Source organism: Pseudoxanthomonas sp. 68-E7, assembly GCF_057773145.1.
On the sequence record NZ_JBYMTI010000003.1, the window covers coordinates 250738 to 266633 of the forward strand.

Annotated in this window: 13 protein-coding genes; 6 read left to right on the forward strand and 7 right to left on the reverse strand. The window is 68.3% G+C overall.

All coding sequences use genetic code 11. The features are described from left to right. Positions 1-222 precede the first annotated feature (222 nt). Together AC3DE2_RS09165 and AC3DE2_RS09170 are read left to right on the forward strand one after the other, a co-directional pair. On the forward strand, positions 223-945 hold the full coding sequence (locus tag AC3DE2_RS09165) for an iron-containing redox enzyme family protein (RefSeq protein ID WP_295381369.1): 723 nt from the start codon (positions 223-225) through the stop codon (positions 943-945). After that, entirely contained in the window at positions 942-1361 is a 420-nt protein-coding gene (locus AC3DE2_RS09170) for a VOC family protein (protein ID WP_295381378.1), read from the forward strand. The genes AC3DE2_RS09165 and AC3DE2_RS09170 overlap by 4 nt, the downstream gene beginning before the upstream one ends. A gap of 26 nt (positions 1362-1387) precedes the next feature. Here AC3DE2_RS09170 and AC3DE2_RS09175 read toward each other — a convergent pair whose 3' ends face one another. The 6 genes from AC3DE2_RS09175 to AC3DE2_RS09200 all read right to left on the reverse strand — a co-directional run bounded on the left by AC3DE2_RS09175 (position 1388) and on the right by AC3DE2_RS09200 (position 10072). Continuing rightward, entirely contained in the window at positions 1388-3289 is a 1902-nt protein-coding gene (locus tag AC3DE2_RS09175) for a M61 family metallopeptidase (RefSeq protein ID WP_488425941.1), read from the reverse strand. 96 nt (positions 3290-3385) lie between these two features. Continuing rightward, positions 3386-4786 (reverse strand): serine hydrolase domain-containing protein, encoded by a 1401-nt coding sequence (locus AC3DE2_RS09180; protein WP_488425942.1) that lies wholly within the window; start codon positions 4784-4786, stop codon positions 3386-3388. 87 nt (positions 4787-4873) lie between these two features. Next, positions 4874-5467, reverse strand: a complete 594-nt coding sequence (locus tag AC3DE2_RS09185; RefSeq protein ID WP_488426144.1) for a DUF938 domain-containing protein — start codon at positions 5465-5467, stop codon at positions 4874-4876. 19 nt (positions 5468-5486) lie between these two features. After that, positions 5487-6329 (reverse strand): NYN domain-containing protein, encoded by an 843-nt coding sequence (locus AC3DE2_RS09190; RefSeq protein WP_295381391.1) that lies wholly within the window; start codon positions 6327-6329, stop codon positions 5487-5489. A gap of 1069 nt (positions 6330-7398) precedes the next feature. Continuing rightward, positions 7399-9495 carry a M13 family metallopeptidase gene (locus AC3DE2_RS09195; protein ID WP_488425943.1) on the reverse strand — a complete coding sequence of 699 codons (2097 nt, stop codon included), beginning with the start codon at positions 9493-9495 and terminating at the stop codon, positions 7399-7401. Between the two features lie 97 nt (positions 9496-9592). Next, positions 9593-10072: an Lrp/AsnC ligand binding domain-containing protein gene (locus AC3DE2_RS09200; protein ID WP_141454834.1), complete on the reverse strand. Its 480-nt coding sequence runs from the start codon at positions 10070-10072 to the stop codon at positions 9593-9595. 155 nt (positions 10073-10227) lie between these two features. On the opposite strand from AC3DE2_RS09200, the gene AC3DE2_RS09205 reads away from it, so the two are divergent. From AC3DE2_RS09205 to AC3DE2_RS09215, 3 genes are all read left to right on the forward strand, one after another. Next, positions 10228-11535 (forward strand): D-amino acid dehydrogenase, encoded by a 1308-nt coding sequence (locus AC3DE2_RS09205; protein ID WP_488425944.1) that lies wholly within the window; start codon positions 10228-10230, stop codon positions 11533-11535. Further along, entirely contained in the window at positions 11514-12587 is a 1074-nt protein-coding gene (alr, locus tag AC3DE2_RS09210) for an alanine racemase (RefSeq protein ID WP_488425945.1), read from the forward strand. The genes AC3DE2_RS09205 and alr overlap by 22 nt, the downstream gene beginning before the upstream one ends. 436 nt (positions 12588-13023) lie before the next feature. Further along, a complete protein-coding gene (locus AC3DE2_RS09215) occupies positions 13024-13344 on the forward strand; it encodes an I78 family peptidase inhibitor (protein WP_488425946.1) in 321 nt (106 codons plus the stop codon). On the opposite strand, the gene AC3DE2_RS09220 is transcribed toward AC3DE2_RS09215, so the two are convergent. Beyond that, positions 13345-14457 (reverse strand): DNA topoisomerase IB, encoded by a 1113-nt coding sequence (locus tag AC3DE2_RS09220; protein ID WP_488425947.1) that lies wholly within the window; start codon positions 14455-14457, stop codon positions 13345-13347. It lies immediately after the preceding gene. Positions 14458-14547: 90 nt separating this feature from the next. Here AC3DE2_RS09220 and AC3DE2_RS09225 point away from each other — a divergent pair, with 90 nt between their 5' ends. Next, positions 14548-14913, forward strand: a complete 366-nt coding sequence (locus AC3DE2_RS09225; RefSeq protein ID WP_488425948.1) for an I78 family peptidase inhibitor — start codon at positions 14548-14550, stop codon at positions 14911-14913. The last annotated feature ends 983 nt before the right edge of the window (positions 14914-15896 follow it).

A 15896-nucleotide genomic window follows, 5' to 3' on the forward strand; every position in this document is an offset into this window, starting at 1 on the left:
TTCATGGTCGCCTCATGTTTGTCACGTCGTTCGTCCACGCGTTCCACATCCATGAACGCGCATGCGTCGCACGAACCGGCCGTCATGTCGCAAGCGCGTGAAGCTGCTTCATTTTTTGCTTCGCCTGCACGTTCTGCTCACGCCGCCGATACCCATCATCGTCCACCGGGGTCAACGGCAACGCATCGTTGGCCTCGCCCTTCCTTCCCCCAGGAACGATTCATGCACGCCCAAGCAATGACACGCGATCAATTCTGGATGTTCGCAGACGAGGCCAAGGAAGCCACCGAAGCGCTGGCCGCACAGCGCATGCAGATCCTCGAACACCTGTCGCCCGAAGCGCTGCGCCAGGTCTGCATCCAGTACCGGTTCTTCACCATCGACTACATCAGCGATCTCGCCCTGCTGGTGGCGCGCCTGCCGTTCGGCGGCCTGCGCAGCCTGCTGGGCCAGATCCTGGCCGAGGAACTGGGCGAAGGCGATCCCGCGCGTGCCCATCCCACCGTGTACGACCGCTTCCTCGCCACCATCGGCGTGCCGGCGGAAGAACTGGACACGCCGTTGCCCGCCAACGAACACATCCTCAAGGGCCTGACCCGCGACATGGCCAACCACCCGATCGCCTTCGGCGTCGGCCTGCGCGGCATGGGCGGCGAATGCCTGTGCCAGACCTACCTGTCGGTGATGTTCGAGCACATGCGCCGCAATCCCTACCTGGTCGCCAACGCCGAGCGCATCGACTGGGAGTTCTGGACCATCCATACCGGCGAGGAGGACATCATCCACGGCGAGCTCACCCGCGCGGCCATCGATGAATACCTGCGCCACGATCCGGCGGTGCTGCCCGAACTGGCGCGCGGCTACGAGCGCAGCATCTCGGCCTGGAACCTGTTCTGGCAGAACATCCTCGACGCCTGCACGCCGCAGCTGGAAGCCGCGTCATGAGCGCGATCACCCAGTTCCACCTCGCCTTCCCGGTCCGCGACCTGGACGAGGCGCGCCACTTCTACGGCGACGTCATGGGCTGTCCGCAGGGGCGCAGCGACGTGTCCTACCAGGACTTCGATTTCTTCGGCCATCACCTGGTCGCGCACATCGGCGGCGACGGCCAGCCGCTGCACAACGGCCGCTTCGATGGCGAGGCGGTGCCGGTGCCGCACTTTGGCATGAACCTGGACCGGCCCGCGTGGGAAACCCTGGCCCGGCGCCTGAAGGACGCGCAGGTCGATTTCCACGAAGAGCCGCACCTGCGCCTGAAGGGCAAGCCCGGCCAGCACGTGACCATGTTCCTGTTTGACCCTTCCGGCAACGCGCTGGAATTCAAGTCCTTCGACGATCCCGAACAGACATTCATCCCCTGAATCCTTCTGCTCCTACAGGGGCACGGCTAGCGCGGTGCGAGGATCTTCGACAGGCGGTCCTCGGTGCCCGGGATGCGCTGCAGTTGCGGATAGCGCAGGCCGTCGTGGTAGTCGATGCGGACGCTACGGTACTGCTCGCCCTGGCGGACCAGCAGTTCGATGGGCCGGGGCGAGGCCTTGGCCGCGACGATGGCGCGCTTGAGGCGCTCGCCGGTATAGGCCAGGCCATCCACCGCGATCACCGTCATGTCCTTCGCCAGTCCCGCGGCGAAGGCCGGCGAGTTCCAGATCGCTTCCTCGATTCCGCCATCGGAAGCGATCTTCAGGCCGACGGAGAAACGGAGGTCGTCGTTGCCGCCGGCTCCCTCCGCGTCGGTGATGGCCACGTTCGGCGCATCGCCGTACACCAGCCGCCAGCCGCTGCGTTCCAGCCCGTCCAGTGGTGACGCCGCGCCTTTCCCGTCCAAGCGCGCGCGCAGGAAGCCGCGCCAATCACCGGGTTGTACTTCGTCCAGGACCCGCACCACGTCGTCGAAGCCGTACAGCGAAATCGGCGCGTCCGCGCCGGCGCCGGCGTGGAAGCGACGGGCGAAGTCGTCCAGGCTGCGTCGGCCATGCGACTGTTCGAGCAGGCGCGCGTCCACCGCCAGCCACAGCAACGAGCCTTCCGAATAGAAGTCATAGCCACGCTGCCAGCTCGACCATGCCTGCGGCGCATCGTTGTAGTCGACGATGCCCTGGTGCACGGTGTCCTGCAGATCGCGCCAGTCGCGGCCCGGCTGGGTCGCGGCGGTCGCCAGCGTGTTCGCCAGCACCGCGCGTGCCTGCTCCGGCGTCCACAGGCCGGCGCGCGCCGCCAGCACCACCGCCCAGTACTGGGTCTGCCCTTCATAGACCCACAGCAGCGAGTTGTCGATGGCGCTGTTGTAGTGCGGCGCCCAGGTGGTGTCCGGCCGGCGGAACTTGCCGCTCCAGGCATGCACGTATTCGTGCGGCAGCAGATCGTTGTCGATGAAGGCGGCGTCGCCGCGCAGGTAGTCGGCATAGGTGCCGTTTTCGCTGGACTGGCGATGTTCCAGGCCGATGCCGCTGAAGCTGTCCGACAGCGCCAGCAGGAAGTCGTAGTGCGCGAACGGGCGCGGACCGAACACGTGATCGGCCTGCTTCACCAGCGCGCGGTGCGCCTGCAGCATCGCCGGTGACGCGTCCAGTTGCGCGGCGGTGTCGGCCATCGCGTTCAGGCGCACCGGCGTGGGGCCGGTATCCAGATCGAAACGACGGAAATACTGGCCGGCGTAGACCGGCGAATCAATCAGGGTCAGCAGATCGGTGGCGGCGTAGCGCTGTTCGGCGCCTTCGCGCGCCTCCACCGGCAACGCGGTCGCCGATTCCCAGCCGGCCGGCAACCGCAGGCTCGGCGCGATGCGGATGCGGCGCGCGTCATGCCCGGCCGGATACAGCAGCACGCGATGCCATTGCAGCGACAGCATCTGCGGGGTCATCGCCACCCGGCCCTGCGCGGAAGAGGTGGGCGACAGGTACTGGAACGCGATCTCGATCTCGGTCACGCCCGCGGGCACGTCGAGATGGAAGGCGTACATGTCGCCCGGATCGCGGCGCCAGGCGATGCGCTGGCCGTTGCCGGTGATGACCAGGCCGGCGATCTGGTTGATCGGTCCGGTCGGCGCGTGGTTGCCGGGAATCCATTTGGGATACCACAGGGTCAGCGGCCCGGCGGCGACCGGAATGCGCTCGCGCACCCGCTGGATGCGCCGATCGATGTCGCTGGCGTCGACTTCCAGCCGCAGGGTGCCGGGATAGTCCGCATCGGCGACGACCGTGGCCGGCGGCGCGGCCGGCTGGGCGGCGAGCGCGCCGCTCAGGCAAAGTCCCAACGAACACAGCAACCCCATCAGCAACCTGGACATTCCGCGCGCATTCCCCTGCTGGTGTTGCCGCCATCCTAGCCGTTCATCGCGATGGCGGCGACGTGGATGCGCGATACGCGCGATGACGCGCGGCCATCACGGCGGCGGCGCGTCGCCACTGCGCGGCAGGCGCTCGCCTTCGCCGTCGCCCATCCGGAAATAGCGCATCGCCACTGCGCGGCCGGCCGCGTCGCGTTCGATCCGGAACCGGGTCAGCCGGTGCGCGTAGACGAAATCGTCCGGCCCGATCGGCACCACCGCATGCCGGCGCTCGCCTTCCTGCAGCACAGGCTTGCCGTCGATCAGGCGCAGGACGAATGCCCGTTCCCGGCCGCCGCTGTATGCGCCGAGCGCGGATTGCAGGCGGGCCGGATCCACCGCGACCGCGATCGGCTCCGGGAACGGTTCGCCCAGGGTGAACGCGGCCAGTCGCCGCGACACGTCGCCCGGTTCCTCGCCCTCGACCGGATTGTCGGTGTTCTGCAGTACGGCCACGCTGATGTCGCTGCCCGGCAGGTACAGCAGCCGGGTGGCGAAGCCGTGGATGCCGCCGCCGTGTTCCAGCATCGGCTGTCCACGCAGCGTCAGCGACTGGATGCCGAAGCCATAGCCGGCGTCGATCGCCTTGCCGGTCGGCGTGATCATCTGCCGGTAGGTCGCGTCCTTCAGCACCTTGCCTTCGTGCAGCGCGCGGTTCCAGCGCAGCAGATCGTCGACGGTGGTGACCAGCGCGCCGGCCGCGTGCGGCTGGGTCATGCTCAGGTAGCCGGCCTTGGCCGGATAACCGGATTCACCGGTGTAGCCCTGGACCATGCCGGCGATCACGCCCGCACTCTCCAGTCCGTAACCGGTATGGCGCATGCCGAGCGGCTCGAACAGGGCCCGCTTCAGGTAGGCGTGCCACGGCTGTCCGCTGACCTTCTCGATGATCGCCCCGACCAGCACGTAGCCGGAGTTGTTGTAGGCATAACCCTGGCCGGGCGCGAAGTCCGGCTTCAGATCCTTGAACGTCTCGATCATCTGCGCGGTGGTGCGGTCCTGTCTGATCGGCCCTTCCATCACGCCCGGGATGCTGGTGTAGCTCTTGATGCCGGAGGTGTGGTTCAGCAGCATGCGCACGCTGACGTTTCCGCCGCCGGGGTAGTCCGGCAGGAATTTCGACAGCGGATCCTCCAGCGACAGCCCGCCCTGCTCGACCAGGATCAGCAGCCCCGCCGCGGCCATCTGCTTGGTGATCGATCCCATCCGGAACACCTGGTCGGCGTTCAACGGCACGCCCAGTTCGATGCTGGCGCGGCCGCGCGCGCCGCGGTACAGCACCTCGTCGCCACGGACCACCAGGATCACCGCGCCGGGGCCGTCGGCGGGATAGGTTTTCTCCACCAGTTGGCGCGCGTAGCGCTCCACCTCGGCCGTGCTGGCGGGTTCGGCGGCGCCGGCGACAGCGGCGAGCAGCAGGGACACGACGCCGACGAGCGGCAGCAGCGGATGGCGCATGGCATGACTCCCCAGGTCGATGGCCCATTCTGGGCAGCCGCCGGCGTCGCACCAAGCCGCGGAAGTCACCGTGACCTCCTTCCAGGCTCAGGCCTTGCGCCAGACCAGGCAGCGGTTGTTGGCCGGCATCGCCACGTCGTCGATCAGCAGGAAGCCGTGCGCGTTCGCCAGGGCGTCGACCGCCTCGAAATCGCGGATGCCGGAGGCCGGATCGCGCGCCTTCAGCCAGGCATCGAACTCGCGGTTGCTCTCGCTGGTGTAGCGCCCTTCGTAGTTGAACGGGCCATAGACGATCAGCGAGGCGCGCGGGCCCAGCACGCCGCCCAGTCCGGCGAAGAACGCCTGCACCGAGGCCCAGCCCATGATGTGCAGGGTGTTGGCGCTGAACGCCGCATCGAAGCGTTGGGTGGGCCACGCACCGTCGACATCCAGTTCCAGCGGCGGCGGGGTATTCGGCAGATCCGTTTCGTCCAGCCACTGGCGGATGCCGGGCAGGTTGTCGGCGACATCCGAGCACTGCCAGATCAGGCGGGGCAGCTTCATCGCGAAATACACCGCGTGCTGGCCGGTGCCGCTGCCGATTTCCAGCACCCGGCGGACTTCGGCGAAGTGATGGCGCAGCACGGCCAGGATCGGGTCGCGATTGCGATCGCAGGCCGGCGCATGGCGCTTGTCGTCCATCATCGCGCCGCTCCCTCCGTCAGTCGCGCCAGCGCACGTAGAAGCGCCGGCTGGCGCCGCCATCCCCGCCGCGCTCTTCCACTTCGAAGTGGCGGGGATGCTGCTTCAGCAGATCGCTGAGTTTTTTCTGCCCGTACAGGCGCGGATCGAAGTCCGGCCGGATCTTGATCAGGTAGCTGCCGACCGTGCCCAGGAACGCCCAGCCCTGATCGTCGGAGGCCTCCTCGATGGCCTGCCGGATCAACCGCAACGGCAGCGCCTCGCCACGCGCCGGTTCCGGGGTCGGCGCGGCGGTGGGCTCGGCCTGCGCCGGCGCGCTCTTCGGCGCGCCGGCCTTCTTCGCCGCCTTCTTCGCTGGTTTGGCCGGAGGCTGTGGTGGCGCCGGTGGCGTCTCGCTGCGCAGCACCTCGGTGTAGACGAACTTGTCGCAGGCCTGGACGAACGCGTCCGGCGTCTTGCGTTCGCCGAAGCCGTACACCATCAGGCCTTCCTCGCGCAGGCGCTGGGCCAGGCGGGTGAAATCGCTGTCGCTGGACACTAGGCAGAAACCGTCAAAGCGCTGGGTGTACAGCAGATCCATCGCGTCGATGATCAGCGAGCTGTCGGTGGCGTTCTTGCCGCTGGTGTAGGCGAACTGCTGCACCGGCGCGATCGAATGCTTCAGCAGCGCCTGCTTCCACTGGGTCATGCGGGTGCTGGTGAAATCGCCGTAGATGCGCTTGACGCTGGCGACACCGTATTTCGCGATCTCGCCGAGCAGCCCTTCGATGACCGCGGGCTGGGCATTGTCGGCGTCGATCAGCACCGCCAGCCGGCGCTGCTCGTCATCGGGTTCCGGGCGGGAAACCGGTCGGTTCTTCATGGCGCTCCTGCGTCGCGTCGCTTGCCCGGCGGACTATGCCTGCACCGGCACACCATCGCAATCGTGCCCGGCGGCGTACGCCGGCGTGCGGCGAAACGGAGACATGAAAAAGGACGGTCGTCGCCAGTCGCCCTTCTCCTGCGCTTTCGACCTGCGGAACATCACAGCGGTTCGGTGCTGCCCCTTCCCCTGCGTGCGGGGGAAGGAGCGATCTGCGCTCACTTGCAGTCATCGCAGCGTTTCGGCGTTGCCCCTTCCCCCGCGTGCGGGGGAAGGCCGGGATGGGGGCGCTTTCGGCGATCGCTGTGTGAGCGACAGCGGCGGTGTTTGAGCTGGGGTGGCGCCAGGGTGCGGATTTTTTCCGGTCGCCCCCACCCCAACCCTCCCCCGCGTGCGGGGGAGGGGGCGATCTGCGCTCGCTTGCAGCCGTCGCCGCGTTTCGACGTTGCCCCTTGCCCCGCACGCGGGGAAAGGAGCGATCTGCGCTCGCTTGCAGTCATCGCCGCGTTTCGGTGTTGCCCCTTCCCCCGCGTGCGGGGGAAGGCCGGGATGGGGGCGCTTTCGGCGATCGCTGTCTGATCGGCGGCGACGATGCATGGGTTTGGCGGCAGGTGCCGGGATGCGGATTTTTCCGGCCCCCACCCCAACCCTCCCCCGCCAGCGGGGGAGGGAGCGATCTGCGCTCGCTTGCAGTCGTCGCCGCGTTTCGACGTTGCCCCTCCCCCGCCAACGGGGGAGGGAGCGATCTGCGCTCGCTTGCAGTCGTCGCAGCGTTACGGCGTTGCCCCTTCCCCGCACGCGGGGGAGGGAGCGATCTGCGTTCGCTTGCAGTCATCGCCGCGTTACGGCGTTGCCCCTTCCCCCGCAAGCGGGGGAAGGCCGGGATGGGGGCGCTTTCGGCGCTCGCTGTGTGATCGACGGCTATGGTTTATGGGTTTGACGCGGGTGCCCGGGTGCGGATTTTTTCCGGTGACCCCCACCCCAGCCCTCCCCCGCCAGCGGGGGAGGGGGACGGTCTGCGCTCGCGGGTATCCCCCGTCACGAGTCGATGCAGTGCCGGCGTGCCGGCTTACCAGATCTTGACCCGATCCTTCGCTTCCAGGTGCAGCTTCTCGCCCGGCTTGGACGGGAACGCGGCGTACCAGGCATCGACGTTGCGCACGGTCTGGGCGCGGTAGCGGCCCGGTGCGTGGCCATCGCCGATCACCTGCGCGCGCAGTGCCGCGTCGCGGGTCTTGGTGCGCCAGGCCTGCGCGTAGGCGATGAAGAAGCGCTGGTCGCCGGTCAGGCCGTCGATCACCGGCGCTTCCTTGCCGCCCAGCGACTTCTTGTACGCGGTGTAGGCGATGGCCAGGCCGGACACGTCGGCGATGTTCTCGCCCAGGGTCTGCTCGCCGTTGATGTGCAGGCCCGGCAGCGGTTCGTAGGCGTTGTACTGCGCGATCAGGCGGTCGCCGGCGGCCTTGAAGTGCGCGGCGTCTTCCGGCGTCCACCAGTTGCGCAGGCGACCCTGGTCGTCGAACTCGGCGCCGGTGTTGTCGAAGCCGTGGCTGATCTCGTGGCCGATCACCGCGCCGATCGCGCCGTAGTTGGCGGCCGGATCGGCCTTGGGATCGAAGAACGGCGCTTCCAGGATCGCGGCCGGGAAGTTCATCGCATTCTGCAACGGCAGCTGCACCGCGTTGACCGTCTGCGGGGTCATCCACCATTCGGCGCGATCGGCCGGCTTGCCCAGCTTGGCGGTCTGGTGGCGGTACTCGAACTCTTCCGCACGACGCGCGTTGCCGAGCGGATCGTCGGCCTTGACCTCCAGCGCGGCGTAGTCGCGCCAGGTTTCCGGATAGCCCACGCCGACCCGCATGGTCGCGGCCTTGGCCTTGGCTTTTTCCTTGGTGGCCGGGGTCATCCATTCCAGCTTGTCCACGCCCTCGCGGAACGCGGCCAGGATGTTGTTGACCATCTCCTCGACCTGCGCCTTGGATGAGGCCGGGAAGTACTGCTTCACGTAGATCTGGCCGATGGCGTCGCCGAGCGCGCCGTTGGTGGCGCCGATCGCGCGCTTCCAGCGATCACGCTGCTTGGGCGTGCCCTGCAGGGTCTTGCCGTGGAATTCGAAGCTGGCGTCGGCATAGGCCTTGGGCAGCAGGCCGGCGCTGTGATCGATGGCGTGGAAGCGCAGGTAATCCTTCCAGGTCTGCAGTGGCTGGCTGGCGACCAGCGCCGATAGTTTCTTGATCGCATCCGGCTGCCAAGCGATCAGCACTTTCTGCCCGCCCAAGCCGGCGCCTTCGAAGAACGCCTTCCAGTCCATGCCCGGCGCCTTGCCGGCGAACGCCGCGGTTTCCCACGGATTGTTGGCCTTGTGCACGTCCTGGCTGTCGACGATGTTGGCGTGCGCGTTGGCGATCTTCATTTCCAGATCGAAGATCGCCTTGGCCTTGGCGGCCGCGTCGGCGTCGCTGGCGCCGGCCAGCTTCAGCTGGTGGGCGATGTAGGCCTGGTACTTCTCGCGGTTGGCGGCCATCTCCTTGTCGGCGGCCAGGTAGTACTCGCGGTCCGGCATGCCCAGGCCGCCCTGCATCAGGTAGCCCACGTTCTGCGAGGGATCTTCCAGGCCCTGGGCGACGAACAGGCCGAACAGGTTGTCGGTGGCGAAATTGGTGGCGTTGAGCGGATCGGTGTCGGCGCGCACGCTGCTGCCGATGTAGCGCGCCAGATCGGCGGGCGTGGCGATGGCGTCGACGCGGTCCAGCCACGGCTGGAGCGGCGCCAGGCCGCGCTGCTCGATGCCCGCCTCGTCCATGTAGGCGGCGTAGTAGTCGGCGATCTTGCGCTCGGGGGTGCCGGCGGCCGGGTTGGCCTTGGCCAGGCCCTGGACCAGATCGGCGTTGCGCTTCTCCGCCTTCTGGAACACTTCCAGGAACACGCCGGTGCTGGAACGGTCGTCCGGAATCACCGCGTTCTTGCGCCAGCCGCCGTTGGCGTATTCGTCGAAGTCGTCGCCCGGCGCGACCGCCTTGTCCAGGCCGGCCAGGTCGATGCCGATGACCGGCGCGGCGGCGGGCGCTTCGGCCTTGGGCGCCTCGGCGGCCGGTTCGGGCGTGCGGTTGCAGGCGCTGGCGCCGCACAGCGCGGCGGTCAGCAGGATCCAGCGGTGGGCATGCATGGCGGACCTCGGAACGGGACAAAGGCGGCCACGATACTCCCGTCCGGCGCGCGGGCGTCATGTGCCCATCGTCATCCCGGACCGTTCAGGCGGGGGCTTAGTCGGGCACCGGCAGGCTGAGGGTTTCCTTGACCTCTTCCATCACGATGTAGCTCTTGGATTCGCGCACGTGCGGCAGGGTCAGCAGGGTGCTGCCGAGCAGCTTGCGGTAGGAGGCCATCTCCGAGATGCGTGCCTTGATCAGGTAGTCGAAATCGCCCGACACCAGGTGGCATTCCAGCACGTTGGGCAGGCGCAGGGCGGCGCGGCGGAACTCCTCGAAGATGTCGCCGGACTTGTAGGCCAGGCTGATCTCCACGAACACCAGCAGGTTGGCCTTGAGGTACTGCGGATCCAGCCGCGCGTAGTAGCCGGTAATCACCCCGTCGCGCTCCAGCCGGCGCACCCGCTCGGTGCAGGGCGTGGTCGACAGGCCGACCCGTTCGCCCAGCTCCGTGAAGGAAATCCGCCCCTCCTCCTGCAGCACCCGCAGGATGTTGCGGTCGATCTTGTCCAGTTCGCGGCGGCGCTGGGTCATGGCGGCTCCAAGGAAGCGGGGCTTTCTGGTGGTTTCCACCAATGTTGCCATCAAATACGGAAAATAACCCTATATAACCGTCCCTATACTCGCCGAACTCATGTTCCTGGCCTTTCGAGGCAGGGAATTGTCTGGAAACAGGGCGGAGCATCCTCATGCGGGTACTGGTACTGGGTAGCGGGGTCATCGGCACGAGCAGCGCGTGGTATCTGGCGCGCGCCGGCTTCGAGGTCACCGTGGTGGATCGGCAGGCCGCACCGGCCGGCGAGACCAGCTTCGCCAATGCCGGCCAGATCTCGCCGGGCTACGCCTCGCCGTGGGCCGCTCCGGGCGTGCCGCTGAAGGCGCTGAAGTGGCTGTTCTCCAAACATGCGCCGCTGGCGATCCGCCCGGGCCTGGATCCGAACCAGTACCTGTGGCTGGCGCAGATGCTGCGCAACTGCACCCAATCCCGCTATGCCATCAACAAGGCGCGCATGGTGCGGCTGTCCGAATACAGCCGCGACTGCCTGGACGAACTGCGCGCCGAAACCGGCATCCATTACGAAGGCCGCCAGCTCGGCACCACCCAGTTGTTCCGCACCCAGGCCCAGTTGGACGGCGCGGCCAAGGACATCGCAGTGCTGGACGAGTACGGCGTGCCCTACGAACTGCTGGATCGCGACGGCATCGCCCGGGTCGAGCCGGCCCTGGCCAGCGTGTCCGACAAGCTGGTCGGCGCGCTGCGCCTGCCCAACGACCAGACCGGCGATTGCCAACTGTTTACCCAGCGGCTGGCGGCGATGGCCGAGGCGGCGGGCGTGGAATTCCGCTACGGCCAGACCATCGAGGCGCTGGAAACCCAGGGCGGCCGCATCCGCGGCGTGCGCATCGACGGCAAGCTGGAAACCGCCGACCGCTACGTGCTGGCGCTGGGCAGCTACTCGCCGAAGTTGCTGGCGCCGCTGGGCATCCGCCTGCCGGTGTATCCGCTCAAGGGCTATTCGCTGACCCTGCCGATCGTCGACGCCGCGATGGCGCCGACCTCCACCATCCTCGACGAGACCTACAAGATCGCGATCACCCGCTTCGACGATCGCATCCGCGTGGGCGGCATGGCCGAGGTGGCCGGCTTCGATCTGTCGCTGTCGCCGAAGCGTCGCGCCACCCTGGAAATGGTGGTCGGCGATCTGTATCCGCGCGGTGGCGATCTGTCCCGCGCCAGCTTCTGGACCGGCCTGCGCCCGGCCACGCCAGACGGTACGCCGGTGGTCGGCGCGACGCAGTACTCGAACCTGTTCCTCAATACCGGACATGGCACACTGGGCTGGACCATGGCATGCGGCTCGGGCCGCTACCTGGCCGACCTGATGGCCTCGCGCATGCCGCAGATCAGCGGCGAAGGCCTCGATATTTCCCGCTACGGCGCGCGCCGCGGCGGCCACGACCCCCAGCCTGAACCATGCGCCCAGCCCGCGCGCTGATCGACCTGCAGTCCCTGCGCCACAACTACCGCATCGCCCGCGAACTCGCGGGCGGCCGTTCCCTCGCCGTGGTCAAGGCCGATGCCTATGGGCACGGCGCGGTCCGCTGCGCGCAGGCGCTGGAGGCCGAAGCCGCCGACGGCTTCGCGGTCGCCTGCCTGGAAGAGGCGCTGGCCCTGCGCGGCGCCGGCATCCGCTCGCCGATCCTGCTGCTGGAAGGTTTCTTCGAAGCCGACGAACTGCCGGTGATCGCCGCGCACGATCTGTGGTGCGTGATCCACGCCGACTGGCAGATCGAGGCGCTGGCGCGGGCCCCTCTCGAACGCCCGCTGCGGATCTGGCTGAAGCTGGATTCGGGCATGCATCGGGTCGGCCTGGCGCCGCAGGACTACCGCGCCGCCTGGCAGCGGTTGAACGCATTGCCGCAGGTGGCCTCGGTGGTGGCGATGACCCACTTCGCCCGCGCCGACGAACTGGACAGCGCGCGCACCACCGAGCAGGTGGACGCGTTCGCCGCCGCGCTGGGCGATCTGCCCGGCGAACGCAGCCTGTCCAACTCGCCCGGCCTGCTCGGCTGGTCCGGCGTCGGCGGCGACTGGGGCCGTTCCGGGCTGATGCTGTACGGCGCGACGCCATTTTCCGACGCGCACCCGCAGGCCGATCGCCTGCGCCCGGTGATGACCGCCGAATCGAAGATCATCAGCGTGCGCGAACTCGCCGCCAGCGAACCGATCGGCTACGGCGGCGGCTTCGTCACCGAACGCCCGACCCGGGTCGGCGTGGTCGCCTTCGGTTATGCCGACGGCTATCCGCACTTCGCCCCCACCGGCACCCCGGTCGCCATCGACGGCCAGCGCAGCCGGCTGATCGGCCGGGTCTCGATGGACATGCTCACCGTCGATCTGACCGACCTGCCGCAGGCGGGTCTTGGCAGCCGGATCGAGCTGTGGGGCGCGCAGATCCCGGTCACCGAATTGGCCCGCCACGCCAACGGCAGCGCCTACTCGCTGCTGTGTGGCCTGAAGCGCGCGCCGCGGATCTATCGCGACTGAGTTGCCTCCCCTTCGGAGAAGGGGGATTGAGGGGGATTTGCTTCTGTCTTCCCTGATCAGCTGTTCGGCTGTTGAGTGCGTAAGAAGGAGGATCGAGGGGATCAACCTGCTCCAAGGCAAATCCCCCGTCGTCCGCTGCGCGGCCGCCCGCCCCTTTTTCAAAGGGGGCTGCTCCTTCGGAACGGCCTGCTTTTCTTCTCCTTTTGCGGCGCTTCACAACAGCCGAGTGGCTGGTCAAAGGAGGACCTAGGGGGATTTGCTTTCCGCTCCTGAAGCAGGCGCCTCTCAACAGCGGATGGCGGCGCCTTTCCTCCCCCTTCGAAGAAAGGGGATCGAGGGGGTTTGCTTCCACTCCAACCTGCGACACACCACCAACAGCGCAAGGCGTGTTTCGGCATACCATGCGCGCCATCCACCCACCGATAAGGAAGCCGCCATGTCCCTGCGCACCCTGCTGGGTTTCGCCACTGTCACCGCCGCGCTGGCGATGACCGCCTGCACCACCACGCCCACCGCCGAAGCCGGCGCGGGCGACGCGCCCAAGCCCGGCTCGGGCAAGTGCAATGCCGAACCCGTGCAGTGGGCGGTCGGCCAGGAAGGCAACCAGGCCAACATGGGCCGCGTCTGGCGCGAGAGCGGCGCCGGCCTGATCCGTCCCATCGGTCCCAATCAGGCCGTCACCATGGATTACCGCGAGGACCGGGTGAACGTGCACCTGGACAAGGACAACAAGATCACCCAGGTCACCTGCGGCTGATCATTTCGCGCCGGCGTCCCCGCGGCGACGCCTGCCACCGGACGCCGCGCGCGCGGCGTCGCGGTGGGCACGATCCAGGAACCGCAGCGCCGCCTGTTCCCACTGGCGCGGCCCGCGCACGCCTTGGGCGCAGCGGGCCAACCGGCCATCGCGCCAGCCGTCGAACACCACCGGGTCGATGTAGGCCTTGCGGCAAACCGCCACCGTGTTCCCCAGCATGCCCGCGACCGCTTCGGTCACCGCCTGCCGCACCCGCGCCAGTGCTCGCTCGCTGCGCCGTTCCGGCGGTGGCGTGGCCGCCAGCAACTGGAAGGCCGCCAGGGTACCGGCCCAGGTGCGGAAGTCCTTGGCGGTGAACGTCTCGCCCATCGCCGCGCGCAGGTAATCGTTGACCGCGCCCGAATCCACCGGATGCAGTTCGCCGTCGTCGTCGCGATACTGGAACAGCAGCTGCCCGGGCAATTGCCGGCAACCGCGCACCAGCCGGACCAGGCGCCGGTCGTCGACCGCGATGTCGTGCGCCTGCCCGCCCTTGCCGGTGAAGTGCAGCCGCACGCGTCCGCCACCGACGAACTCGACATGCCGGTTGCGCAGGGTGGTCAATCCGAACGAACCGTTGTCTCGCATGTATTCCGCATTGCCCACCCGCACCAGGGTCGCGGCCATCAACGCCACCACGATCGCCATCACCTTGTCGCGCGGATAGCCCGGCAGCGCCAGATCGGCGCGGACCTTCCGGCGAAGGCGTGGCAGCGCCCGGCCGAAGGCGACGATGCGGGTGAACTTGCCGTTGTCGCGCACCCACCGCCACTGCGGGTGGTAGCGGTACTGCTTGCGCCGACGCGCATCGCGTCCGGTCGCCTGCAGGTGGCCCTGCGCGTGCGCGCAGATCCAGACGTCGGTATAGGCTGGCGGAATGGCCAGCGCGCGAATGCGTTGCAGGGTCGCCGCATCGCGAACGATCGCGCCGGCCGCATCCACGTAGGCGAAACCACGCCCGGCACGACGGCGGCGGATCCCGGGCTCGACGTCGCTGACGTGGATCAGGCCCGCGTCGCGCGCCTGCTGCGCGGCCTCGGCGAGAGCATTCAAGACCTCGGGAGATTCGGCCATGCCCGGATCCTGCCGATGGGGCCGGTTAACGACATGCGAATGCCGGCTGGGCGATGCTTGGCCCATCTTTCGATTGCTGCTGGAGCCTGCATGTCCCGTTACGCGATTCCCGCCCTCCTGCTCACCCTGACGCTCGCGGCCTGCTCGGCACCCGCGCCCGACGAACAGACGGCCGCCACGGAACAATCGCAGGCCGCCGCCGCCGAGCAGGCCGAACCCGGCGCCGATCCCACCGGCACCGCGCCCGCACCGGGCAGCTGCGACGACACCCAGGCGCAGTGGATCATCGGCAAGGCCGCTACGCCGGCCGACACCGAGCAGGCGGGCAAGGATGCGAAGGCCACCGCCGTGCGCACGCTCAAGCCGGGTGAAGTGGCGACCATGGAATTCAATCCCAATCGCCTGAACATCGATCTGGACGACAAGGGCGTGGTGACCGCCGTTCGCTGCGGCTGATTGATTTGCACCACGGGCGCGTGCGGTTCCAGCAACGCTGAGAGCGCCCCCATCCCAACCTTCCCCCGCACACGGGGGAAGGGGCGGTACACGGGCGCGGATTTCTTCCCGCCGTTTGCCGAAAAAGACCGAAGCACGGATACAGCCCCCTCCTCCGCTTGCGGGGGAGGGCTGGGGTGGGGGCCAGCGCAAACCGTCACCCTCCCGCACGCTCGCACGCATCCAGCGCCCTCATCCCAACCTTCCCCCGCACGCGGGGGAAGGGGTGGTACACGGGCGCGGGTTTCTTCCCGTCGTTTGCCGGAAAAGACCGATGCACGGATACAGCCCCCTCCTCCGCTTGCGGGGGAGGGCCGGGGTGGGGGCCAGCGCGCCGTCACCCTCCCGCACGCTCGCACGCATCCAGCGCCCCCATCCCAACCTTCCCCCGCACGCGGGGGAAGGGGTGGTATACGGGCGCGGATTTCTTCCCGTCGTTTGCCGGAAAAGACCGAAGCACGGATATAGCCCCCTCCTCCGCTTGCGGGGGAGGGCCGGGGTGGGGGCCAACGCGCGCCGTCACCCTCCCGCACGCTCGCACGCATCCAATGCCCCCATCCCAACCTTCCCCCGCACGCGGGGGAAGGGGCGGTCTACGAGCGCGGATTTCTTCCCGTCGTTTGCGGGAAAAAACCGATGCACGGATACAGCCCCTCTCCTCCGCTTGCGGGGGAGGGCTGGGGTGGGGGCCAACGCACGCCGTCACCCTCCCGCACGCTCGCACGCATCCAGCGCCCCATCCCAACCTTCCCCCGCACGCGGGGGAAGGGGCGGTCTACGAGCGCGGGTTTCTTCCCGTCGTTTGCCGGAAAAGACCAATGCACGGATACAGCCCCCTCCTCCGCTTGCGGGGGAGGGCTGGGGTGGGGGCCAACGCGCGCCGTCAACTAACCCCGGGGCGATCGCCCGCACGCGAAAACGCCTTAAGATCCTCCCCATCCGCA

Excerpts from the sequence above, each read along its gene's own strand:
- AC3DE2_RS09185 (WP_488426144.1), bottom strand. The coding sequence starts at position 5,467 with ATGGACGACAAGCGCCATGCGCCGGCCTGCGATCGCAATCGCGACCCG.
- AC3DE2_RS09165 (WP_295381369.1), top strand. The coding sequence starts at position 223 with ATGCACGCCCAAGCAATGACACGCGATCAATTCTGGATGTTCGCAGAC.
- AC3DE2_RS09175 (WP_488425941.1), bottom strand. The coding sequence starts at position 3,289 with ATGTCCAGGTTGCTGATGGGGTTGCTGTGTTCGTTGGGACTTTGCCTG.
- AC3DE2_RS09220 (WP_488425947.1), bottom strand. The coding sequence starts at position 14,457 with ATGGCCGAATCTCCCGAGGTCTTGAATGCTCTCGCCGAGGCCGCGCAG.
- AC3DE2_RS09170 (WP_295381378.1), top strand. The coding sequence starts at position 942 with ATGAGCGCGATCACCCAGTTCCACCTCGCCTTCCCGGTCCGCGACCTG.
- AC3DE2_RS09190 (WP_295381391.1), bottom strand. The coding sequence starts at position 6,329 with ATGAAGAACCGACCGGTTTCCCGCCCGGAACCCGATGACGAGCAGCGC.
- AC3DE2_RS09200 (WP_141454834.1), bottom strand. The coding sequence starts at position 10,072 with ATGACCCAGCGCCGCCGCGAACTGGACAAGATCGACCGCAACATCCTG.
- AC3DE2_RS09225 (WP_488425948.1), top strand. The coding sequence starts at position 14,548 with ATGTCCCGTTACGCGATTCCCGCCCTCCTGCTCACCCTGACGCTCGCG.
- AC3DE2_RS09195 (WP_488425943.1), bottom strand. The coding sequence starts at position 9,495 with ATGCATGCCCACCGCTGGATCCTGCTGACCGCCGCGCTGTGCGGCGCC.
- AC3DE2_RS09205 (WP_488425944.1), top strand. The coding sequence starts at position 10,228 with ATGCGGGTACTGGTACTGGGTAGCGGGGTCATCGGCACGAGCAGCGCG.
- AC3DE2_RS09215 (WP_488425946.1), top strand. The coding sequence starts at position 13,024 with ATGTCCCTGCGCACCCTGCTGGGTTTCGCCACTGTCACCGCCGCGCTG.
- AC3DE2_RS09180 (WP_488425942.1), bottom strand. The coding sequence starts at position 4,786 with ATGCGCCATCCGCTGCTGCCGCTCGTCGGCGTCGTGTCCCTGCTGCTC.
- alr (WP_488425945.1), top strand. The coding sequence starts at position 11,514 with ATGCGCCCAGCCCGCGCGCTGATCGACCTGCAGTCCCTGCGCCACAAC.